Genomic DNA, 13,692 nt, shown 5'->3' with positions numbered 1-13,692 from the left:
GACGGGCCAAGTCAGTGCGATAAGGTGATCGTCGCCCGTCTCGGGCACGGCCAGGTAGCTCAGTTGGTACGAGCATCCGCCTGAAAAGCGGAGGGTCGCCGGTTCGACCCCGGCCCTGGCCACAAAGAACGGGCCACTGGCTCCACACGCACGGGCTACGACACAACGTCGTGGCCCGTTCTTTGTGGCCAGGCGTTGGTAAGAGAACCGGCGGGCCTGGGGGTACCCCCTGCTCGGAGCGGCGCCAGCGAACCGGCGCAACGGACCTCACCGACGAGCGCCGCGGAAGAGCTTGGGGGAGTCGACCCCGGTCATGAGAAACGGCAGGCGCCTGGGGGTCCCTCCCAGCCCGGAGCCGCGCACATCTGAACAGCCGCGAGGCAACTCGACAACGAGCGCGGCGCAGGGCGAGGGGGCTTCGACCCCGGCCCCGGTGAGCCAACAGGCTCGCCCGACCCAAGGTGATGCAACAAACTAATACAAACGTACGACTTATCGGTGAATCTCGCCTAGAATCGGGCCATGACTGACATCTCCGACAAGCTCGTGCTCGTCACCGGCGCAGCCAGCGGCATCGGCCGCGCGACTGCTGAAGTCGCCGCTGAGCGCGGCGCGCGAGTGGTGCTGACCGATATCTCCCCCCTCGACGAGACGATCGCGACGATCAAGGCCGCTGGTGGAGAGGTCGCGTACGCGAAGTCGCTCGACATCACTGATGTCGACGCAGTCATGCAATTCGCCCAGGAAGTCCACGACGCACACGGCTCAGTCGATGTCGTGATGAATGTCGCCGGCATCTCCGCGTGGGGTACCGTCTCCGCCCTCGAGCACAAGCACTGGCGCAGCATGGTCGAGGTCAACCTCATGGGCCCGATCCACGTCATCGAGGCATTCGTACCGGCGATGGTCGACGCCGGACGAGGCGGGCACCTGGTCAACGTCTCCTCAGCAGCCGGCCTCATCGGTATGCCGTGGCACGCTGCGTACTCGGCCAGCAAGTTCGGACTGCGCGGTGTCTCAGAAGTGCTGCGCTTCGACCTACGACGTCACGGCATCCGTGTCAGCCTGGTCTGCCCGGGCGGCGTCGACACAGGGCTCACCGAGACGATCGAGGTCGCCGGGGTGGACAAGGGCGGGAAGGCGTTCAAGAAGGCTCAGGCTCACTTCAAGAAGCGTGCCGTGACGCCCAACCATGCCGCCCGCGCAATCCTTCGCGGCGTGAAGCGCAACCGCTACATGGTCTACACCTCGCCAAACATCCTCCTGGCCTTCACGCTGCAGCGAGCCTTCCCGCCCGGCTACTCTCTCGCGATGCGCATCTTCAACAAGGTGGCCAACAAGGTCCTGCCCGAGGCCGAACAGGCGCGAGCCATCCGATGAGTGGGCCTCGCATCACGTCCGGCAACTGGCGTCAGACCGGGCCGGTCATCCGCGGGTTCAGCAAGCTCGCCGGCCGCGCGATGGGCACCAAGGATCCCCAGGTCTTCCTCGTCCTCGGCCGCACCAAGCGACTGTTCTGGGGATGGCTGATGTTTGCCGGCGGTCTGATGCCGGGCGGGAAGCTGCCTCGACGCGAGACCGAGCTGATCATCCTTCGCGTCGCGACCCTGGCGGGCAGTGCGTACGAGCGCGCCCACCATGAGCGCATCGGCAAACGCGCCGGGGTGACGCCGGAGGATCTCGTCGCGGTGACAGTCGGGCCGACCGCCAAGCACTGGAACGCCCGCGAGGTTGCATTGCTGGCTGCAGTGGACGAACTCCACGACAAGAAGGACCTCAGTGACGCCAACTGGGCAGCACTCCGCGAACACCTCGACGAGCGACGCTCGGTCGAGTTCCTGTTGCTGACCGGACACTACGAGATGCTCGCGACAGCCCTCAACACGCTCCGGATCGAGCCTGACCCGCCGCGCAAGTAGGACTAGAGCGAAGCGATCAAGGCTTCGACTCGCGTCTTGATCTCGTCGCGGATCGGCCGTACGGCTTCGACACCTTGTCCGGCCGGATCGTCCAGTTCCCAGTCCTCGTACCGCTTGCCGGGGTAGAACGGGCACTCGTCGCCGCAGCCCATGGTGATCACGACGTCGGCTGTCTGGACCGCACTGTCGGTCAGGAGCTTGGGCTGCTCGGTCGCGATGTCGATGCCGACCTCAGCCATCGCCTCGACTACCGCGGGGTTCACCGAGTCTGCTGGTTGCGATCCGGCAGACAACACCTCGATGCGCCCCTCCCCCAATTGCTGCAGGAAGCCCGCAGCCATCTGCGAGCGGCCGGCGTTGTGCACGCATACGAACAAGACAGTGGGTTTCATGTCGTCTCCTTGAGTGATCGTGCAAGAACGATTGCGATGGCGCCACCCAGCAGCTGCGCAAGGACGAACCACGGTACGTCGCTCCACCGGATCCCCGAGAACGAGTCCGTCAAAGCGCGAGCGATCGTCACGGCGGGGTTGGCGAATGAGGTGGATGAGGTGAAGAAGTACGCAGTGCCGATCCAGGCAGGTACGGCGAGCGCGACAACCTCACGCGACGCCAGCAGTACTACGAGCACGAGTCCGGCGGTGGCAATGACCTCGCCGAGCCACAGCCCAGGCTCGGACCGATCGCCGTCGAACGTCGAAACCAGCGCGCGGTCGTACATCGCGTGGGACAGCAGTGTGCCGAGCGCACCTCCGGCGATCTGAGCCACGACATACGCCACGGCAGGTCCAGCCGGCAGGTCGCGGCGTACGAGCATCACTGCCGTCACGACTGGGTTGAAATGCGCACCGCTGATCGGCAAGAACAGCGTGATGAGTACGCCGAGGGCCAGCACCGTCGCGATCGCGTTGATCAGCAGCTGGAGCCCGATGTCATCGGTGAGGCCTTGGGCGGCAATGCCAGAACCAACGACCGCCATGATGAGGATGGCGGTCCCCAAGAACTCAGCGAGGACCGCCCTCCTTGAGTTCAGCAGCATCCGGTGCCGCAGTCGCATCCGTCCATGGCGCAATCCTTTCATCGATGTTGTTCGATGCAAGGATGCTCCGCTATATTGATGTTTGTCAATACAGGAGGCGCGATGAAGACCGATCTGCTGCCCGTCGTCGAGAACGTCAGCTGCTGCAGCGATCTGCCGACGGCACTGTCGTCAGCAGACGCAGAGGCAAAGGCAGCCCGGTTCAAGGCACTCGCTGACCCAACCCGCGTTCAGCTGCTTCACCTCGTTGCCGGCGCCGGTCGCGACGAGGCCTGCGTATGCGACCTGACCGACACGGTGAAACTCTCCCAGCCCACCGTCAGCCACCACCTCCGCATCCTCGTCGACGCAGGCTTGCTCACTCGCGAACGCCGTGGCACGTGGGCTTGGTACCGCGTCGCCGATGCAGGACAGCGTGTCCTCAAGGCAGATCTCGGGTTCTGACCAGACCGACCTAGGCTGGCCGTATGGATCTCGGACTCGCTGACCGTACGTACATCCTCACCGGCGCGACCGGCGGTCTCGGCCTTGCCACCGCCCAAGTGCTGGTCGCCGAGGGTGCGAAGGTCGTCATCTCCTCGCGATCGCAGGAGTCAGTCGACCGTACGGTTGCCGAGCTCGGCACCAGCGCGACCGGCATCGCGGCAGACAACTCCGACCCCGGGACACCAGCACGCCTGATCTCCGCAGCCCGCGACTCCTTCGGGCGACTGGATGGCGCCCTGATCAGCGTCGGCGGTCCTCCAGCGGGACTGCTCATGGAGCGCAGCGAGGACGAGTGGCGAAGCGCGTTCGAGTCGGTGTTCCTCGGCTCGATCAGGCTGGCCACGGCCGTGGGTGCCGAGCTCGGGGATGGTGGCTCGATCGCCTTCGTCCTGTCGTCTTCGGCGAAGATGCCGGTCGCCAACCTGGCCATCTCCAACGGACTGCGCCCGGGTCTCGCGATGGCGGCCAAGACACTTGCGGACGAGCTCGGGCCGCGCGGCATACGGGTCAACGGCTTGTTGCCGGGTCGAGTCGACACCGATCGCGTACGCGAGCTGGATGCCCTGGCCGATGATCCAGCCGCCTCCCGCGCGGCCAACGAAGCAGCGATCCCACTTCGCCGCTACGGCAAGCCCGAGGAGTTCGGCCGCGCTGCTGCGTTCCTGCTGTCACCCGCGTCAGGCTTCATCACCGGAACGATGCTGCCCGTCGACGGCGGACTGATCAGGGGCATCTAGGCCGGCACGTAGCTCAGCGCCACCGCTCCCGAGCCGTACTCCTTGGTTCCGGTGAGCTTGAGGTCGACGTGCTCAGCAAGCCCTTCAAAGAGCGTTCGGCCGTGGCCCGCCAGCCTCGGATGGACCAGGAACACGTACTCGTCGATGAGGCCGAGCTCGGCCAATGCCATCGGGAGCATCACGCTTCCCGTGTAGATCGCCTCACCCGGCTGCTGCTTGAGGTCCTCAACGAACGTAGCGAGATCGCCGTGCACGATCTCGGCATTCCAGTCGACGTCGTCCAAAGTGCTTGTCACGACGTACTTCCTGGCCGCATTGATCGTCTCGGCGAAGGGGGCCGTCCAGTCGGGCAGATCCGGCGACGGCGTACGCCACGCAGCTTCCATCATTTGGTACGTGACCCGACCGAACAGCAAAGCATCGGCTTGGCCGATCATCTCCGTCGCGAACCGGTGAATGTCTTCGGTCGCCTTGACAGCGGTGTGATCGCAGCAGCCGTCAAGCGTGAGGTTGATGGAGTAGCGGAGCGGTCGCATGCCTCAAACTACCGCCGGCGCGACGGCGGCCAGATCGGGGCGCCCACGCCATTGACCCGCCTAGGCTGGGCGGCATGACTGACAACCGCGTGACCCAGCTGCGTCTCGTCGTCGAGACCGAGGACTTCGAGGCTGCCCTCGACTTCTACCGTGACGTGCTCGGACTGTCCGAGCTCGAGTCGTACGAGGGTGACGGCGGCGCAAAGGTCTCGATCCTGAGCGTCCCGACCGCGACGCTCGAGCTGTCCAACCCCGCTCAGGTGCGACTCATCGACTCCGTCGAGGTCGGTCGCGAGGGCGTGAGCCGGCCCTACCCGCTGAGCATCCGGGTGGCCTTCGAGGTCGCGGATGCCGCGGCCGCCACTACAGCGCTCGAGTCCGGCGGCGCCACGGTGATCGCGCCGCCCACCGAGACTCCGTGGCGCTCTCTCAATGCGCGCCTCGATGCGCCCGGCGGACTGCATATCACCGCGTTCGAGGAGCTGGGGCCCAAATAGGATCGACGGTCTAGACCAAAGTCGCTGATCGCACAACCTTTGACCGATGCGGTGATCGGCGCGCAGACGATTGACTCATGTCATGTCGTCAACCGACCTGCACCATCCGACAGCCGTCGGCGAGCGTGTTCTCGGACCTGACCTCGCCCGCGGATTCATGCTCCTTTTCATCGCCCTCGCCAACTCCCACTACTTCCTGCGCGGCTCTTCGATTCTCGGTGGCTATCCGCAGGACGGCTCCCAGATCGACTCGATCGTGACCTGGCTGTTGGCGACGTTCGTCGACGGACGCGCCTTCCCCATGTTCGGCCTGCTGTTCGGCTACGGCGTCGCCCAGATCGTACGGCGTCAGGAAGCCCTGGGGCCCAAGTCAGTGCGGCGCCTGCTCTGGCGCCGCGCAGCCGTCCTGATCGTTGTGGGCTTCCTGCATGCGGTGCTGCTGTATGCCGGCGACATCCTCGGCGCATACGGCGTCCTTCTGCTCGCCGGCGCATGGATGGTGCGCTGGAAGGATCGCTGGCTAATCGCGATAGCCATCGTGTTCTTCGCGATCACACTCTCCCCGAGCGCCGACTCGTCGACCCTGATCACCGATCCACCTGACGCGTCGATGCTTCCACCAGACCTCCGGACGATGATTCGCGAGCGCGCCGCAGCGTCAGTATTCGTGTCGCTCCTCGGCCCCTTCGGCTTCGTGTGCCCGTTCGCGATCGGACTCTGGATGGGCAGACGCCGGATCCTTGAACAGCCCAGGCTCCATCGCCGACTGCTCGTCACGGTCGCAACGGTTGGCATCGGCGCCGCTGTCCTGGGAGCGCAGCCGATCTCACTGATGCTCGCCGGCTGGACCTCACCCGGCAAGGACAAGTTCGAGCTCATCGGCCCGCTCCACGACGCCACAGGAATCCTCGGCGGGTTCGGATACGCCACTCTGATCTCTTTGATCGCGATCAGATTGACGCGACGACGCGGCCCGGTCGTCAACGCCATCGCTGCGGTCGGCCAGAGGTCGATGACCTGCTATCTCGCGCAATCGATTGTCTGGATGCTGGTCTTCACACCTTTCCTGCTCGACCTGTCCGGCACTCTGACAGTGGCCGCCACCGCCTTGCTCGCAGTCGGCGTCTGGCTAGTGACAATCGCACTAGCCGAGTGGATGCGTCGGACTGGTCGTCGAGGTCCGTTCGAGGTCCTGGTTCGACGAGTCACGTATGGCAGCGGCAATGTCACGGGCCGCTAGTGCTCCGTGCAAGTAGAGCGGGAACAGCCACCACGGCACACCGATGACGTCTGGTTGCAGGTAGCTGAACTCGCCGATCGCCGACAGCACCGCCTCACCGAGCACGCCGCCGATTGCGATTGCGACGGCCGAGACCAGGACGGCAGCACCTTCCTTGCGCAGCACGAACCGTGCACCGAAGGAGACGAGCAGCAGCAGCGCGTACGCAATGGCGTACTTCTGATCGACGAACCCCGAGATGAGGTACGCAGCGGTGACGATGGCCAGGCTGGCGATCACCCCGCGAGCGCTCGTCGAGCGTGGCTGCACGGCATTGACCCGCGTGCTGGTGTCGAGCATCGAGGACGTCGCCAGCAGGAACGTGAGCGGGACGATGATCGTCTGACCGGCGACCTGCGGATCCCAGTGATAGACGAGTGTCTCCGTGCGGACGTGGAAGAGCTGATCGCACAGCGTCAGGAAGAGCGCCGAGACCCCGGCGACCAGCGCGAGCCGCCTCACGCGTTGGACATCTCGCGCGGCTGCTCAGCCTCTGCTCGCTTCTCGCCCGGGTGCCAACCCGGCGGCATGAAGACGTAGCCGAGCTTCTCGCGCCAGTTCCTCGCGTTGTAGACGTCACGGAAGAGCTCGCCGTAGGCGCCGTACTGCAGCCGCAGCAGGTTGTAGGTGTCGACCGGCACCGTGAGCCCGTACGTCGGTCGGTGCAGCTCCTTCTGGAAGGTGCCGAACATGCGATCCCAGATGATCAGGATCCCGGCGTAGTTCTTGTCGAGGTACTCCGGGTCGCTGCCGTGGTGAACGCGGTGGTGGGACGGAGTGTTGAAGATGAACTCGATCGGGGCCCAGAGCCGGTCGATGCGCTCGGTGTGCTGGAAGAACTGGAAGACCAGGTTGATCGAGAAGGCCACATAGAGCATCCAGGGCTCGAAGCCGAGGAACGGGAACGGCAGCCAGAACAGCGCCTCGAACCAGGGGTTCCATTTCTGGCGCAGGGCAGTCGAATAGTTGAAGTACTCGCTTGAGTGGTGCGCCTGATGCGCGGCCCAGCCGACACGTACGCGGTGGACAAATCGGTGCTGGAGGTAGAACGCCAGGTCGAGGCCGAGGATCAGTGCCGCCCACGACCACCAGGTGTTGGTCGGCAGGTGCCACGGTGCGAGGTGCACGCTGATCGCCACGAACAGGACGAGCGTCGTGATCTTGAAAACCGTGCTCGAGACCAGGGAGCCGACGCCCATCATGATGCTCGTCCGGGCGTCCTTGCCCTCGTAGCCGCGGTACTCCTCATCGGTCTCGAGGTACTTGAACGCGGCGAGCTCGATCAGCAGCGTCATGACGAAGAAAGGTGACGCGACGAGGATCGGGTTCTTCAGCGGGTCGAGAAAGTCCTGCACGATGTTCTCCTGATCTATATGACTCTCCGGTAAGTTACCATAGGTTCATACAAGACCGCTAGACTGTTTTCGTGGTCAGACCCAATGCCGGCACCAAGGGTGTCCCCCGCCTCGACCGAGAGGTGCAGATACTCGACATCGCGTCGCAGCAGTTCGGGACGCTCGGATTCGCCGCCACCTCCGTCGCCGCGATCGCCGAGAAGGCCGGCATCTCGAAGCCGCTGATCTACAACTACTTCGGGTCCAAGGAAGGCCTGTACGAGGCGTGCCTGGACCGGGGTGGTGCCATCGTGGCCGAGGAGATCGAGCGCATCGCCCGCGGAGACGCAGTCGGTATCGAACGCGGCATGCAGACTCTCGGCGGCATGTTCACGCTGCTGGAGCCCCAGCCCTACTTGTGGCGCCTCTTCTTCGATCCGACCGCTCCAACCACTGGCTCCATCGCCGACTCCGTCGCCCTGTACGCCGACCGCATCGGCAAGCTTGCCGAGGAGGGTGTCGCCGAGCTCATGACGCTGGCGGGCAACTCCGACGAGCTCGACATCTCCGCGATGACCTCGGTCTGGCTCGGCATTGTGGACTCGCTGATGGACTGGTGGCTCGACCATCCCAGCGAGACAGCGGAACAGATGATCCAGCGCTGCATGCGCCTGCTCGACGCACTGTTTGGAGATCACGCATGACCAAGCTGGCAGGTCAGACGATTGTCATCACCGGCTCGTCGAGCGGCATCGGCGCCGAAGCCGCGCGGAAGCTCGCCCGACTTGGTGCGACCGTATGCCTGCTGGCCAGGCGCGAGGATGAGCTCGCCGACGTACGCGAGAGCATCGAGGCTGAAGGCGGCGTCGCCCATACGTACGCGGTCGACCTCTCGGATCCTGATGCGGCAGACACCGTCGCCAAGCAGCTGCTCGCTGAGCACCCTCGGATCGACGGGCTGATCAACAACGCCGGCCGCTCAATTCGCCGGCCAATTCTCGATTCAGTCGATCGTGCCCACGACTACGAGCGCACGATGGCGATCAACTACTTCGGTGCCGTCAGACTCACGCTGGCACTGGTGCCGCGCTTCGTCGAGCAGGGCCACGGCCACGTCGTGATCTCTTCAAGCATGTCGACACAGGTCCCGATTCCACTGTTCTCCGCCTACCTCGCCAGCAAGGCGGCACTCGAGTCGTTCACCCGCTCGCTGACAGCCGAGCTCGGCCACAAGGGCATCACGTCAACGGTCGTCTACTTCCCGATGGTCCGCACCGAGATGTCGACAGCGACACACATCTATCAGGCGATGCCAATGCTGAGTGCCAACAAGGCAGCCAACTGGCTCGTCAAGGCAATTGTCGACAAACCGACACGAGTGACGAGCTTCGCAGGCACGATGGGCGAGCTTGGCATGGCCGCGCTCCCCGGCGTTGTCACCAAAGCGTCTCAGCCACTGTTCCGCCGCATGGACAAGTCGCTGGCCAAGCGGGTCAAGGACTAGCCCTCCTTGACCTGACCCATCCGGATGATCAGGTACGCCGGCAGTGCGACAGCCACTCCGACCGCACCGAGCACGAGGGCGATCCACCCGCGTCGCACCTTCTTGGTCACTGCCTCGTAGACCACCCACAGGGCGAGCGCTGCATACGTCAGCAGGATGTCGGTCGAGACACCTTGGTTGACGGGTGTGTTGAACATGTCGTCAATCGCCTTGCCGAGCGTGAGGTCCTTGACCTCCGGCGCCAGGATCACGACGAACAACACGATGAAAAGGGCTGCGATGCCGATGAGTCCGGCCTTGAAGGTTCGCTCAGTCATGGGGTCAATGTAGAGCCTCGAACACGCGTAGAATGTGTTTCGAGCCACACCACCCCGTGGTTCGAACGATGGATGTGCCCACCAACGCACATTCGCCACTTCTACAAGAGAGCACTACCGTGACCGACTCCAGCACCCCACCGTCAGCCTTTGGCACCCAGCACGAGCAAGTCGTGTTCTGCCACGACGAAGCATCCGGCCTCAAGGCCATCATCGCGATCTACTCCACTGCCCTGGGCCCTGCGCTCGGCGGAACGCGCTTCTACCCGTACGGCTCAGAGCAAGAAGCTCTCGCCGACGTCCTCAATCTTTCGCAGGGCATGGCCTACAAGGCCGCCCTCGCCGGACTCGACCTCGGTGGCGGCAAGGCCGTCATCATCGGTGACCCCAACACCCTCAAGTCCGAGGCCCTGCTGCGCGCGTACGGACGCTTCGTCCAGTCGATCAACGGTCGCTACTACACCGCTTGCGACGTGGGCACGTTCAGCCCCGACATGGACATCATCGCGCGCGAGTGCGACTTCGTGACCGGCCGCACCGTCGAGCACGGCGGTGCCGGCGACTCCTCGGTCCTCACGGCATTCGGCGTCTACCAGGGCATGCGCGCCAGCGCGTTCCACGTGTGGGGAGACCCGTCGCTGGCCGGCAAGACCGTCGGTGTTGCCGGCGTCGGCAAGGTCGGCCGCCACCTCGTCGATCTCCTCCTCGAGGAGAAGGCGAACGTCGTCGTCACCGATGTCTACGCTCCTGCCGTCGAGGCGCTCAAGGAGAAGCACACCGAGATCCGCGTCGTCGCTGACACAGCGACACTCGTACGCGAGCCGCTCGACATCTACGCACCGTGTGCGCTGGGTGGCGCACTCGACGACGAGGTCGTGGGTGTTCTGTCGGCCAAGATCGTCTGCGGGGCTGCCAACAACCAGCTCGCCCACGAAGGCATCGACAAGCTGCTCGAAGAGCACGGCATCACGTACGCGCCCGACTACTGCGTCAACGCAGGCGGTCTCGTACAGGTCGCCGATGAGCTCGAAGGATTCAACTTCGACCGCGCCAAGGTGCGGGCAGCGAAGATCTACGACACGACTCTGAGCGTGCTCGAGCACGCCAAGAGCGAAGGCGTCACGCCGTCAGTGGCTGCCGACCGCGTGGCAGAACAGCGCATGCGCGAAGTCGGCCGACTGCGTTCGGTGTGGCTGCCCAACTCGTAGGCAAGATCGTTCAGGGAACGACCCGGTGGCTCAAGAAGCTGCCGGGTCTTCTCGTTCGACCATGTCGACATACTGCGCCGGAATCGGTTCGCCCGATTCGCCGTGGAGCTCGCGCTGCAGATTGTTGAAGTCCGTCTCTGGTGTGCGGTACTTCAAGTCGCGCGCAACTTTGGTCTGTTTGGCTTTAGCTCGGCCGCGCCCCATGGGTCCGACCCCCTCGCAGAAAAATAGTCAGTTTGTCGTGCTGACAAGCCTACCTAAGACCTTCAACAATCTTGGCATCGGCCCCCACCCGCGTGGCTTGCCGTTAAACGAGAGTTACGGTGCCGCCGTCGCCGTGGATGCCCGCCTCGGAGACATCGCCTGCAATCCAGGCGTCAATGCCCCGCTCAGCAAGCAGTCGTATGGCTGCATCGGCGGCATCCGGCGCAACGATCGCCACCATGCCGACGCCCATGTTGAGCGCGAGATCGAGATCTGCCTGAGCCACTCCGCCCACAGATCCGACCAGGTCGAAGATCGGCTGCGGAGTCCAGGACGAGCGCTCGAATCGTACGGACACCGAGTCGGGCAGCACTCGGGCCAGGTTGGCAGCGAGGCCGCCACCGGTGATGTGCGACATCGCGTGCACCTCAACTTCGGCGGCCAGCGCCAGGCACGGCAATGTGTAGAGCTTGGTCGGGGTCAGCAGTTCCTCGCCGAGGGTGCCACCGAGTTCGGGCACTTCGCGGTCGAGCTCCCAGCCGGCTTTGTCAAAGAAGACGTGCCGGACGAGCGAGTAGCCGTTGGAGTGAAGTCCGCTCGACGCCATGCCGATGACGACGTCGCCGGGGCGTACGAGCTCGGCGCCAAGGAGCTTGTCGGCCTCTACGACGCCAGTCGTCGAGCCGGCGATGTCGTACTCGTCGGGTGACAGGAGTCCGGGGTGTTCGGCAGTCTCGCCGCCCAGCAGGGCGGTGCCGCTCTCGGCGCACGCCTGGGCGATGCCCTTGACGATGTCGGCGATGCGCTCCGGCACGACCTTGCCGCAGGCGATGTAGTCGGTCATGAACAACGGCTCGGCGCCGCACACAACGAGGTCATCGACCAGCATGCCGACGAGGTCGAAGCCGATCGTGTCGTGCTTGTCCATGCGCTGCGCGATCTGCACCTTGGTGCCGACCCCGTCAGCAGAGGTGGCGAGCAGCGGCTTGTCGTAGGACTTCAGCGCGGATGCATCGAAGAGTCCGGCGAATCCGCCGATGCCTCCGACAACCTCGGGGCGGCGAGCCTTCTCGACCCACTCCTTCATCAGCTCTACGGCGCGGTCGCCCTCGGCGATGCTGACGCCCGCTGCGGCGTAGGAGGTCATCAGAGGACCTCGAGGGGCAGGGTTTCCTGCACCTCGAGCAGGTGCTTGCCGATCAGGTCATCCTCCGGCAGCGCCACGGGGTAGATGCCGTCGAAACAGGCGCGGCAGAGGTTGTCCTTCTTGACGTTGGTCGCCTCGACGAGCTGGTCGAGCGAGATGTACGCGAGCGAGTCAGCGCCGATGGACTTGCGGATCTCGTCGACCGAGATGCCATTGGCGATCAGCTCGGCGCGCGATGCGAAGTCGATGCCGTAGAAGCAGGGCCACTTCACCGGCGGCGACGAGATACGTACGTGCACCTCGGCAGCACCGAACTCGCGCAGCATGCGTACGAGCGCGCGCTGGGTGTTGCCGCGGACGATCGAGTCATCAACCACGACGAGGCGCTTGCCGGCGATCACATCGCGCAGCGGGTTGAGCTTGAGCCGGATACCGAGCTGACGCAGCGTCTGGGACGGCTGGATGAATGTGCGGCCGACGTACGAGTTCTTGACCAAGCCGTGGCCGAACGGGATGCCCGACTCCTCGGCGTAGCCAATCGCGGCCGGCGTACCGGACTCCGGCACGGGGATCACCAGATCGGCATCGACCGGGAACTCGCGAGCCAGGCGGCGGCCGATCTCGGCGCGAACCGAGAACACCCGCTGGTCTGAGATCGTCGTGTCGGGTCGGGCGAGGTAGACGAACTCGAACAGGCAACCCTTGGGCTCGGCCTTGGCGAAGCGCTCGCTGCGCATTCCGTTCTCGTCGATCGCGATGAATTCACCGGGCTCGATCTCGCGGATGTAGGAGGCGCCGACGATGTCGAGGGCAGCCGTCTCGCTGGCGACAACCCAGCCGCGCTCCAGGCGACCGAGCACGAGAGGCCGGATGCCCTGGGCGTCGCGGGCAGCATAGAGCGTGCCCTCGTCCATGAAGACGAGCGAGAACGCACCGCGAAGCTTGGGCAGCACCTCGAGCGCGGCTTCTTCGACCGAACGATCGGGGAACGACGAGAGCAGGGTCGCCATGACCGAGGTGTCGCTGGTCGCGGTCTCGCCCTTGCTGCCGCTGCCCGCGAGACCCTCGCGCTGGCGAACCATTTCGATCAGTTCGGCCGTGTTGGTGAGGTTGCCGTTGTGACCCAGAGCGACTGATCCCTGTGCCGTCGGACGGAACGTCGGCTGGGCGTTGTGCCACACGCTGGAGCCGGTCGTGGAGTAGCGAGCGTGGCCGATCGCGATCTCACCCTTGAGCGAGTCGAGCGTGGACTCGTCGAACACCTGCGAGACAAGTCCCATGTCCTTGTAGACCAGGATCTGCTTGCCATTGCTCACGGCGATGCCGGCGGACTCCTGGCCGCGGTGCTGCAGCGCGTACAGCCCGAAGTAGGTCAGCTTGGCGACCTCTTCACCGGGAGCCCAGACGCCGAAGACGCCACAGGCATCCTGGGGTCCGGCGTCCTGGGGATCGATGTCGTGGGTGAGGCGTCCATCTCCGCGGGGC

At 64.8% G+C, this 13,692-nt stretch carries 18 protein-coding genes and 1 tRNA gene; 10 read left to right on the top strand and 9 right to left on the bottom strand.

Features of this window, described 5'->3' with window-relative positions; translation table 11 throughout:
* The first annotated feature begins 48 nt into the window (after positions 1-48).
* The 3 genes from V6M39_RS12540 (at position 49) to V6M39_RS12530 (ending at position 1,919) form a co-directional block, all read left to right on the top strand.
* Positions 49-122: transfer RNA gene (locus tag V6M39_RS12540), tRNA-Phe, on the top strand.
* A 400-nt stretch (positions 123-522) separates the two neighbouring features.
* Positions 523-1,380 (top strand): SDR family oxidoreductase, encoded by an 858-nt coding sequence (locus V6M39_RS12535; protein ID WP_332644149.1) that lies wholly within the window; start codon positions 523-525, stop codon positions 1,378-1,380.
* Positions 1,377-1,919 carry a carboxymuconolactone decarboxylase family protein gene (locus V6M39_RS12530; protein WP_332644148.1) on the top strand — a complete coding sequence of 181 codons (543 nt, stop codon included), beginning with the start codon at positions 1,377-1,379 and terminating at the stop codon, positions 1,917-1,919. Before V6M39_RS12535 ends, V6M39_RS12530 begins: the two co-directional genes overlap by 4 nt.
* A gap of 2 nt (positions 1,920-1,921) precedes the next feature.
* Here the strand turns inward: V6M39_RS12530 and V6M39_RS12525 are convergent, their stop codons facing one another.
* Positions 1,922-2,311: an arsenate reductase ArsC gene (locus V6M39_RS12525; protein ID WP_332644147.1), complete on the bottom strand. Its 390-nt coding sequence runs from the start codon at positions 2,309-2,311 to the stop codon at positions 1,922-1,924.
* The gene (locus tag V6M39_RS12520; protein ID WP_332644150.1) at positions 2,308-2,958 is read right to left on the bottom strand and encodes an MIP/aquaporin family protein; all 651 of its coding nucleotides are present in this window, start codon (positions 2,956-2,958) and stop codon (positions 2,308-2,310) included. Before V6M39_RS12520 ends, V6M39_RS12525 begins: the two co-directional genes overlap by 4 nt.
* A gap of 102 nt (positions 2,959-3,060) precedes the next feature.
* Here V6M39_RS12520 and V6M39_RS12515 point away from each other — a divergent pair, with 102 nt between their 5' ends.
* Positions 3,061-3,402, top strand: coding sequence for an ArsR/SmtB family transcription factor (locus tag V6M39_RS12515; protein WP_332644146.1), 342 nt, complete (start codon positions 3,061-3,063; stop codon positions 3,400-3,402).
* 23 nt (positions 3,403-3,425) lie between these two features.
* Positions 3,426-4,181: an SDR family oxidoreductase gene (locus V6M39_RS12510; RefSeq protein ID WP_332644145.1), complete on the top strand. Its 756-nt coding sequence runs from the start codon at positions 3,426-3,428 to the stop codon at positions 4,179-4,181.
* Here the strand turns inward: V6M39_RS12510 and V6M39_RS12505 are convergent.
* Complete coding sequence (locus V6M39_RS12505; RefSeq protein ID WP_332644144.1) at positions 4,178-4,717, bottom strand: dihydrofolate reductase family protein; 540 nt, start codon at positions 4,715-4,717, stop codon at positions 4,178-4,180. The two genes, V6M39_RS12510 and V6M39_RS12505, sit on opposite strands and share 4 nt — an antisense overlap.
* A gap of 74 nt (positions 4,718-4,791) precedes the next feature.
* On the opposite strand from V6M39_RS12505, the gene V6M39_RS12500 reads away from it, so the two are divergent.
* Both V6M39_RS12500 and V6M39_RS12495 read left to right on the top strand, forming a co-directional pair.
* Positions 4,792-5,214, top strand: a complete 423-nt coding sequence (locus V6M39_RS12500; protein WP_332644143.1) for a VOC family protein — start codon at positions 4,792-4,794, stop codon at positions 5,212-5,214.
* Between the two features lie 82 nt (positions 5,215-5,296).
* Positions 5,297-6,454, top strand: coding sequence for a DUF418 domain-containing protein (locus V6M39_RS12495; protein WP_332644142.1), 1,158 nt, complete (start codon positions 5,297-5,299; stop codon positions 6,452-6,454).
* Here the strand turns inward: V6M39_RS12495 and V6M39_RS12490 are convergent.
* Positions 6,359-6,955, bottom strand: a complete 597-nt coding sequence (locus V6M39_RS12490; protein WP_332644141.1) for a hypothetical protein — start codon at positions 6,953-6,955, stop codon at positions 6,359-6,361. The genes V6M39_RS12495 and V6M39_RS12490 overlap by 96 nt on opposite strands.
* The gene (locus tag V6M39_RS12485) at positions 6,952-7,848 is read right to left on the bottom strand and encodes a sterol desaturase family protein (RefSeq protein WP_332644140.1); all 897 of its coding nucleotides are present in this window, start codon (positions 7,846-7,848) and stop codon (positions 6,952-6,954) included. The genes V6M39_RS12490 and V6M39_RS12485 overlap by 4 nt, the downstream gene beginning before the upstream one ends.
* A gap of 71 nt (positions 7,849-7,919) precedes the next feature.
* On the opposite strand from V6M39_RS12485, the gene V6M39_RS12480 reads away from it, so the two are divergent.
* The gene (locus V6M39_RS12480; RefSeq protein WP_332644139.1) at positions 7,920-8,531 is read left to right on the top strand and encodes a TetR/AcrR family transcriptional regulator; all 612 of its coding nucleotides are present in this window, start codon (positions 7,920-7,922) and stop codon (positions 8,529-8,531) included.
* Positions 8,528-9,331: an SDR family NAD(P)-dependent oxidoreductase gene (locus V6M39_RS12475; protein ID WP_332644138.1), complete on the top strand. Its 804-nt coding sequence runs from the start codon at positions 8,528-8,530 to the stop codon at positions 9,329-9,331. The genes V6M39_RS12480 and V6M39_RS12475 overlap by 4 nt, the downstream gene beginning before the upstream one ends.
* On the opposite strand, the gene V6M39_RS12470 is transcribed toward V6M39_RS12475, so the two are convergent.
* Positions 9,328-9,648: a DUF2834 domain-containing protein gene (locus V6M39_RS12470; RefSeq protein WP_332644137.1), complete on the bottom strand. Its 321-nt coding sequence runs from the start codon at positions 9,646-9,648 to the stop codon at positions 9,328-9,330. The two genes, V6M39_RS12475 and V6M39_RS12470, sit on opposite strands and share 4 nt — an antisense overlap.
* Before the next feature lie 119 nt (positions 9,649-9,767).
* Between V6M39_RS12470 and V6M39_RS12465 the strand changes: the two genes are divergently transcribed.
* Entirely contained in the window at positions 9,768-10,856 is a 1,089-nt protein-coding gene (locus tag V6M39_RS12465; RefSeq protein ID WP_332644136.1) for a Glu/Leu/Phe/Val dehydrogenase dimerization domain-containing protein, read from the top strand.
* A 30-nt stretch (positions 10,857-10,886) separates the two neighbouring features.
* Here V6M39_RS12465 and V6M39_RS12460 read toward each other — a convergent pair whose 3' ends face one another.
* From V6M39_RS12460 to purF, 3 genes are all read right to left on the bottom strand, one after another.
* Positions 10,887-11,060, bottom strand: a complete 174-nt coding sequence (locus V6M39_RS12460; protein WP_309966794.1) for a DUF3073 domain-containing protein — start codon at positions 11,058-11,060, stop codon at positions 10,887-10,889.
* Positions 11,061-11,163: 103 nt separating this feature from the next.
* Positions 11,164-12,207, bottom strand: a complete 1,044-nt coding sequence (purM, locus tag V6M39_RS12455) for a phosphoribosylformylglycinamidine cyclo-ligase (protein WP_332644135.1) — start codon at positions 12,205-12,207, stop codon at positions 11,164-11,166.
* The coding region (gene purF / locus V6M39_RS12450; RefSeq protein WP_332644134.1) for an amidophosphoribosyltransferase at positions 12,207-13,692 on the bottom strand (1,486 nt) is incomplete at its 5' end. The genes purF and purM, both read right to left, overlap by 1 nt.

The sequence above is a fragment of the Aeromicrobium sp. genome (genome assembly GCF_036675695.1).
Classification (GTDB): Bacteria; Actinomycetota; Actinomycetes; order Propionibacteriales; family Nocardioidaceae; genus Aeromicrobium.
This window is presented reverse-complemented; position numbering and strand designations above follow the sequence as displayed.

Excerpts from the sequence above, each read along its gene's own strand:
- V6M39_RS12535 (WP_332644149.1), top strand. The coding sequence starts at position 523 with ATGACTGACATCTCCGACAAGCTCGTGCTCGTCACCGGCGCAGCCAGC.
- V6M39_RS12530 (WP_332644148.1), top strand. The coding sequence starts at position 1,377 with ATGAGTGGGCCTCGCATCACGTCCGGCAACTGGCGTCAGACCGGGCCG.
- V6M39_RS12525 (WP_332644147.1), bottom strand. The coding sequence starts at position 2,311 with ATGAAACCCACTGTCTTGTTCGTATGCGTGCACAACGCCGGCCGCTCG.
- V6M39_RS12520 (WP_332644150.1), bottom strand. The coding sequence starts at position 2,958 with ATGCTGCTGAACTCAAGGAGGGCGGTCCTCGCTGAGTTCTTGGGGACC.
- V6M39_RS12515 (WP_332644146.1), top strand. The coding sequence starts at position 3,061 with ATGAAGACCGATCTGCTGCCCGTCGTCGAGAACGTCAGCTGCTGCAGC.
- V6M39_RS12510 (WP_332644145.1), top strand. The coding sequence starts at position 3,426 with ATGGATCTCGGACTCGCTGACCGTACGTACATCCTCACCGGCGCGACC.
- V6M39_RS12505 (WP_332644144.1), bottom strand. The coding sequence starts at position 4,717 with ATGCGACCGCTCCGCTACTCCATCAACCTCACGCTTGACGGCTGCTGC.
- V6M39_RS12500 (WP_332644143.1), top strand. The coding sequence starts at position 4,792 with ATGACTGACAACCGCGTGACCCAGCTGCGTCTCGTCGTCGAGACCGAG.
- V6M39_RS12495 (WP_332644142.1), top strand. The coding sequence starts at position 5,297 with ATGTCGTCAACCGACCTGCACCATCCGACAGCCGTCGGCGAGCGTGTT.
- V6M39_RS12475 (WP_332644138.1), top strand. The coding sequence starts at position 8,528 with ATGACCAAGCTGGCAGGTCAGACGATTGTCATCACCGGCTCGTCGAGC.
- V6M39_RS12470 (WP_332644137.1), bottom strand. The coding sequence starts at position 9,648 with ATGACTGAGCGAACCTTCAAGGCCGGACTCATCGGCATCGCAGCCCTT.
- V6M39_RS12460 (WP_309966794.1), bottom strand. The coding sequence starts at position 11,060 with ATGGGGCGCGGCCGAGCTAAAGCCAAACAGACCAAAGTTGCGCGCGAC.
- purM (WP_332644135.1), bottom strand. The coding sequence starts at position 12,207 with ATGACCTCCTACGCCGCAGCGGGCGTCAGCATCGCCGAGGGCGACCGC.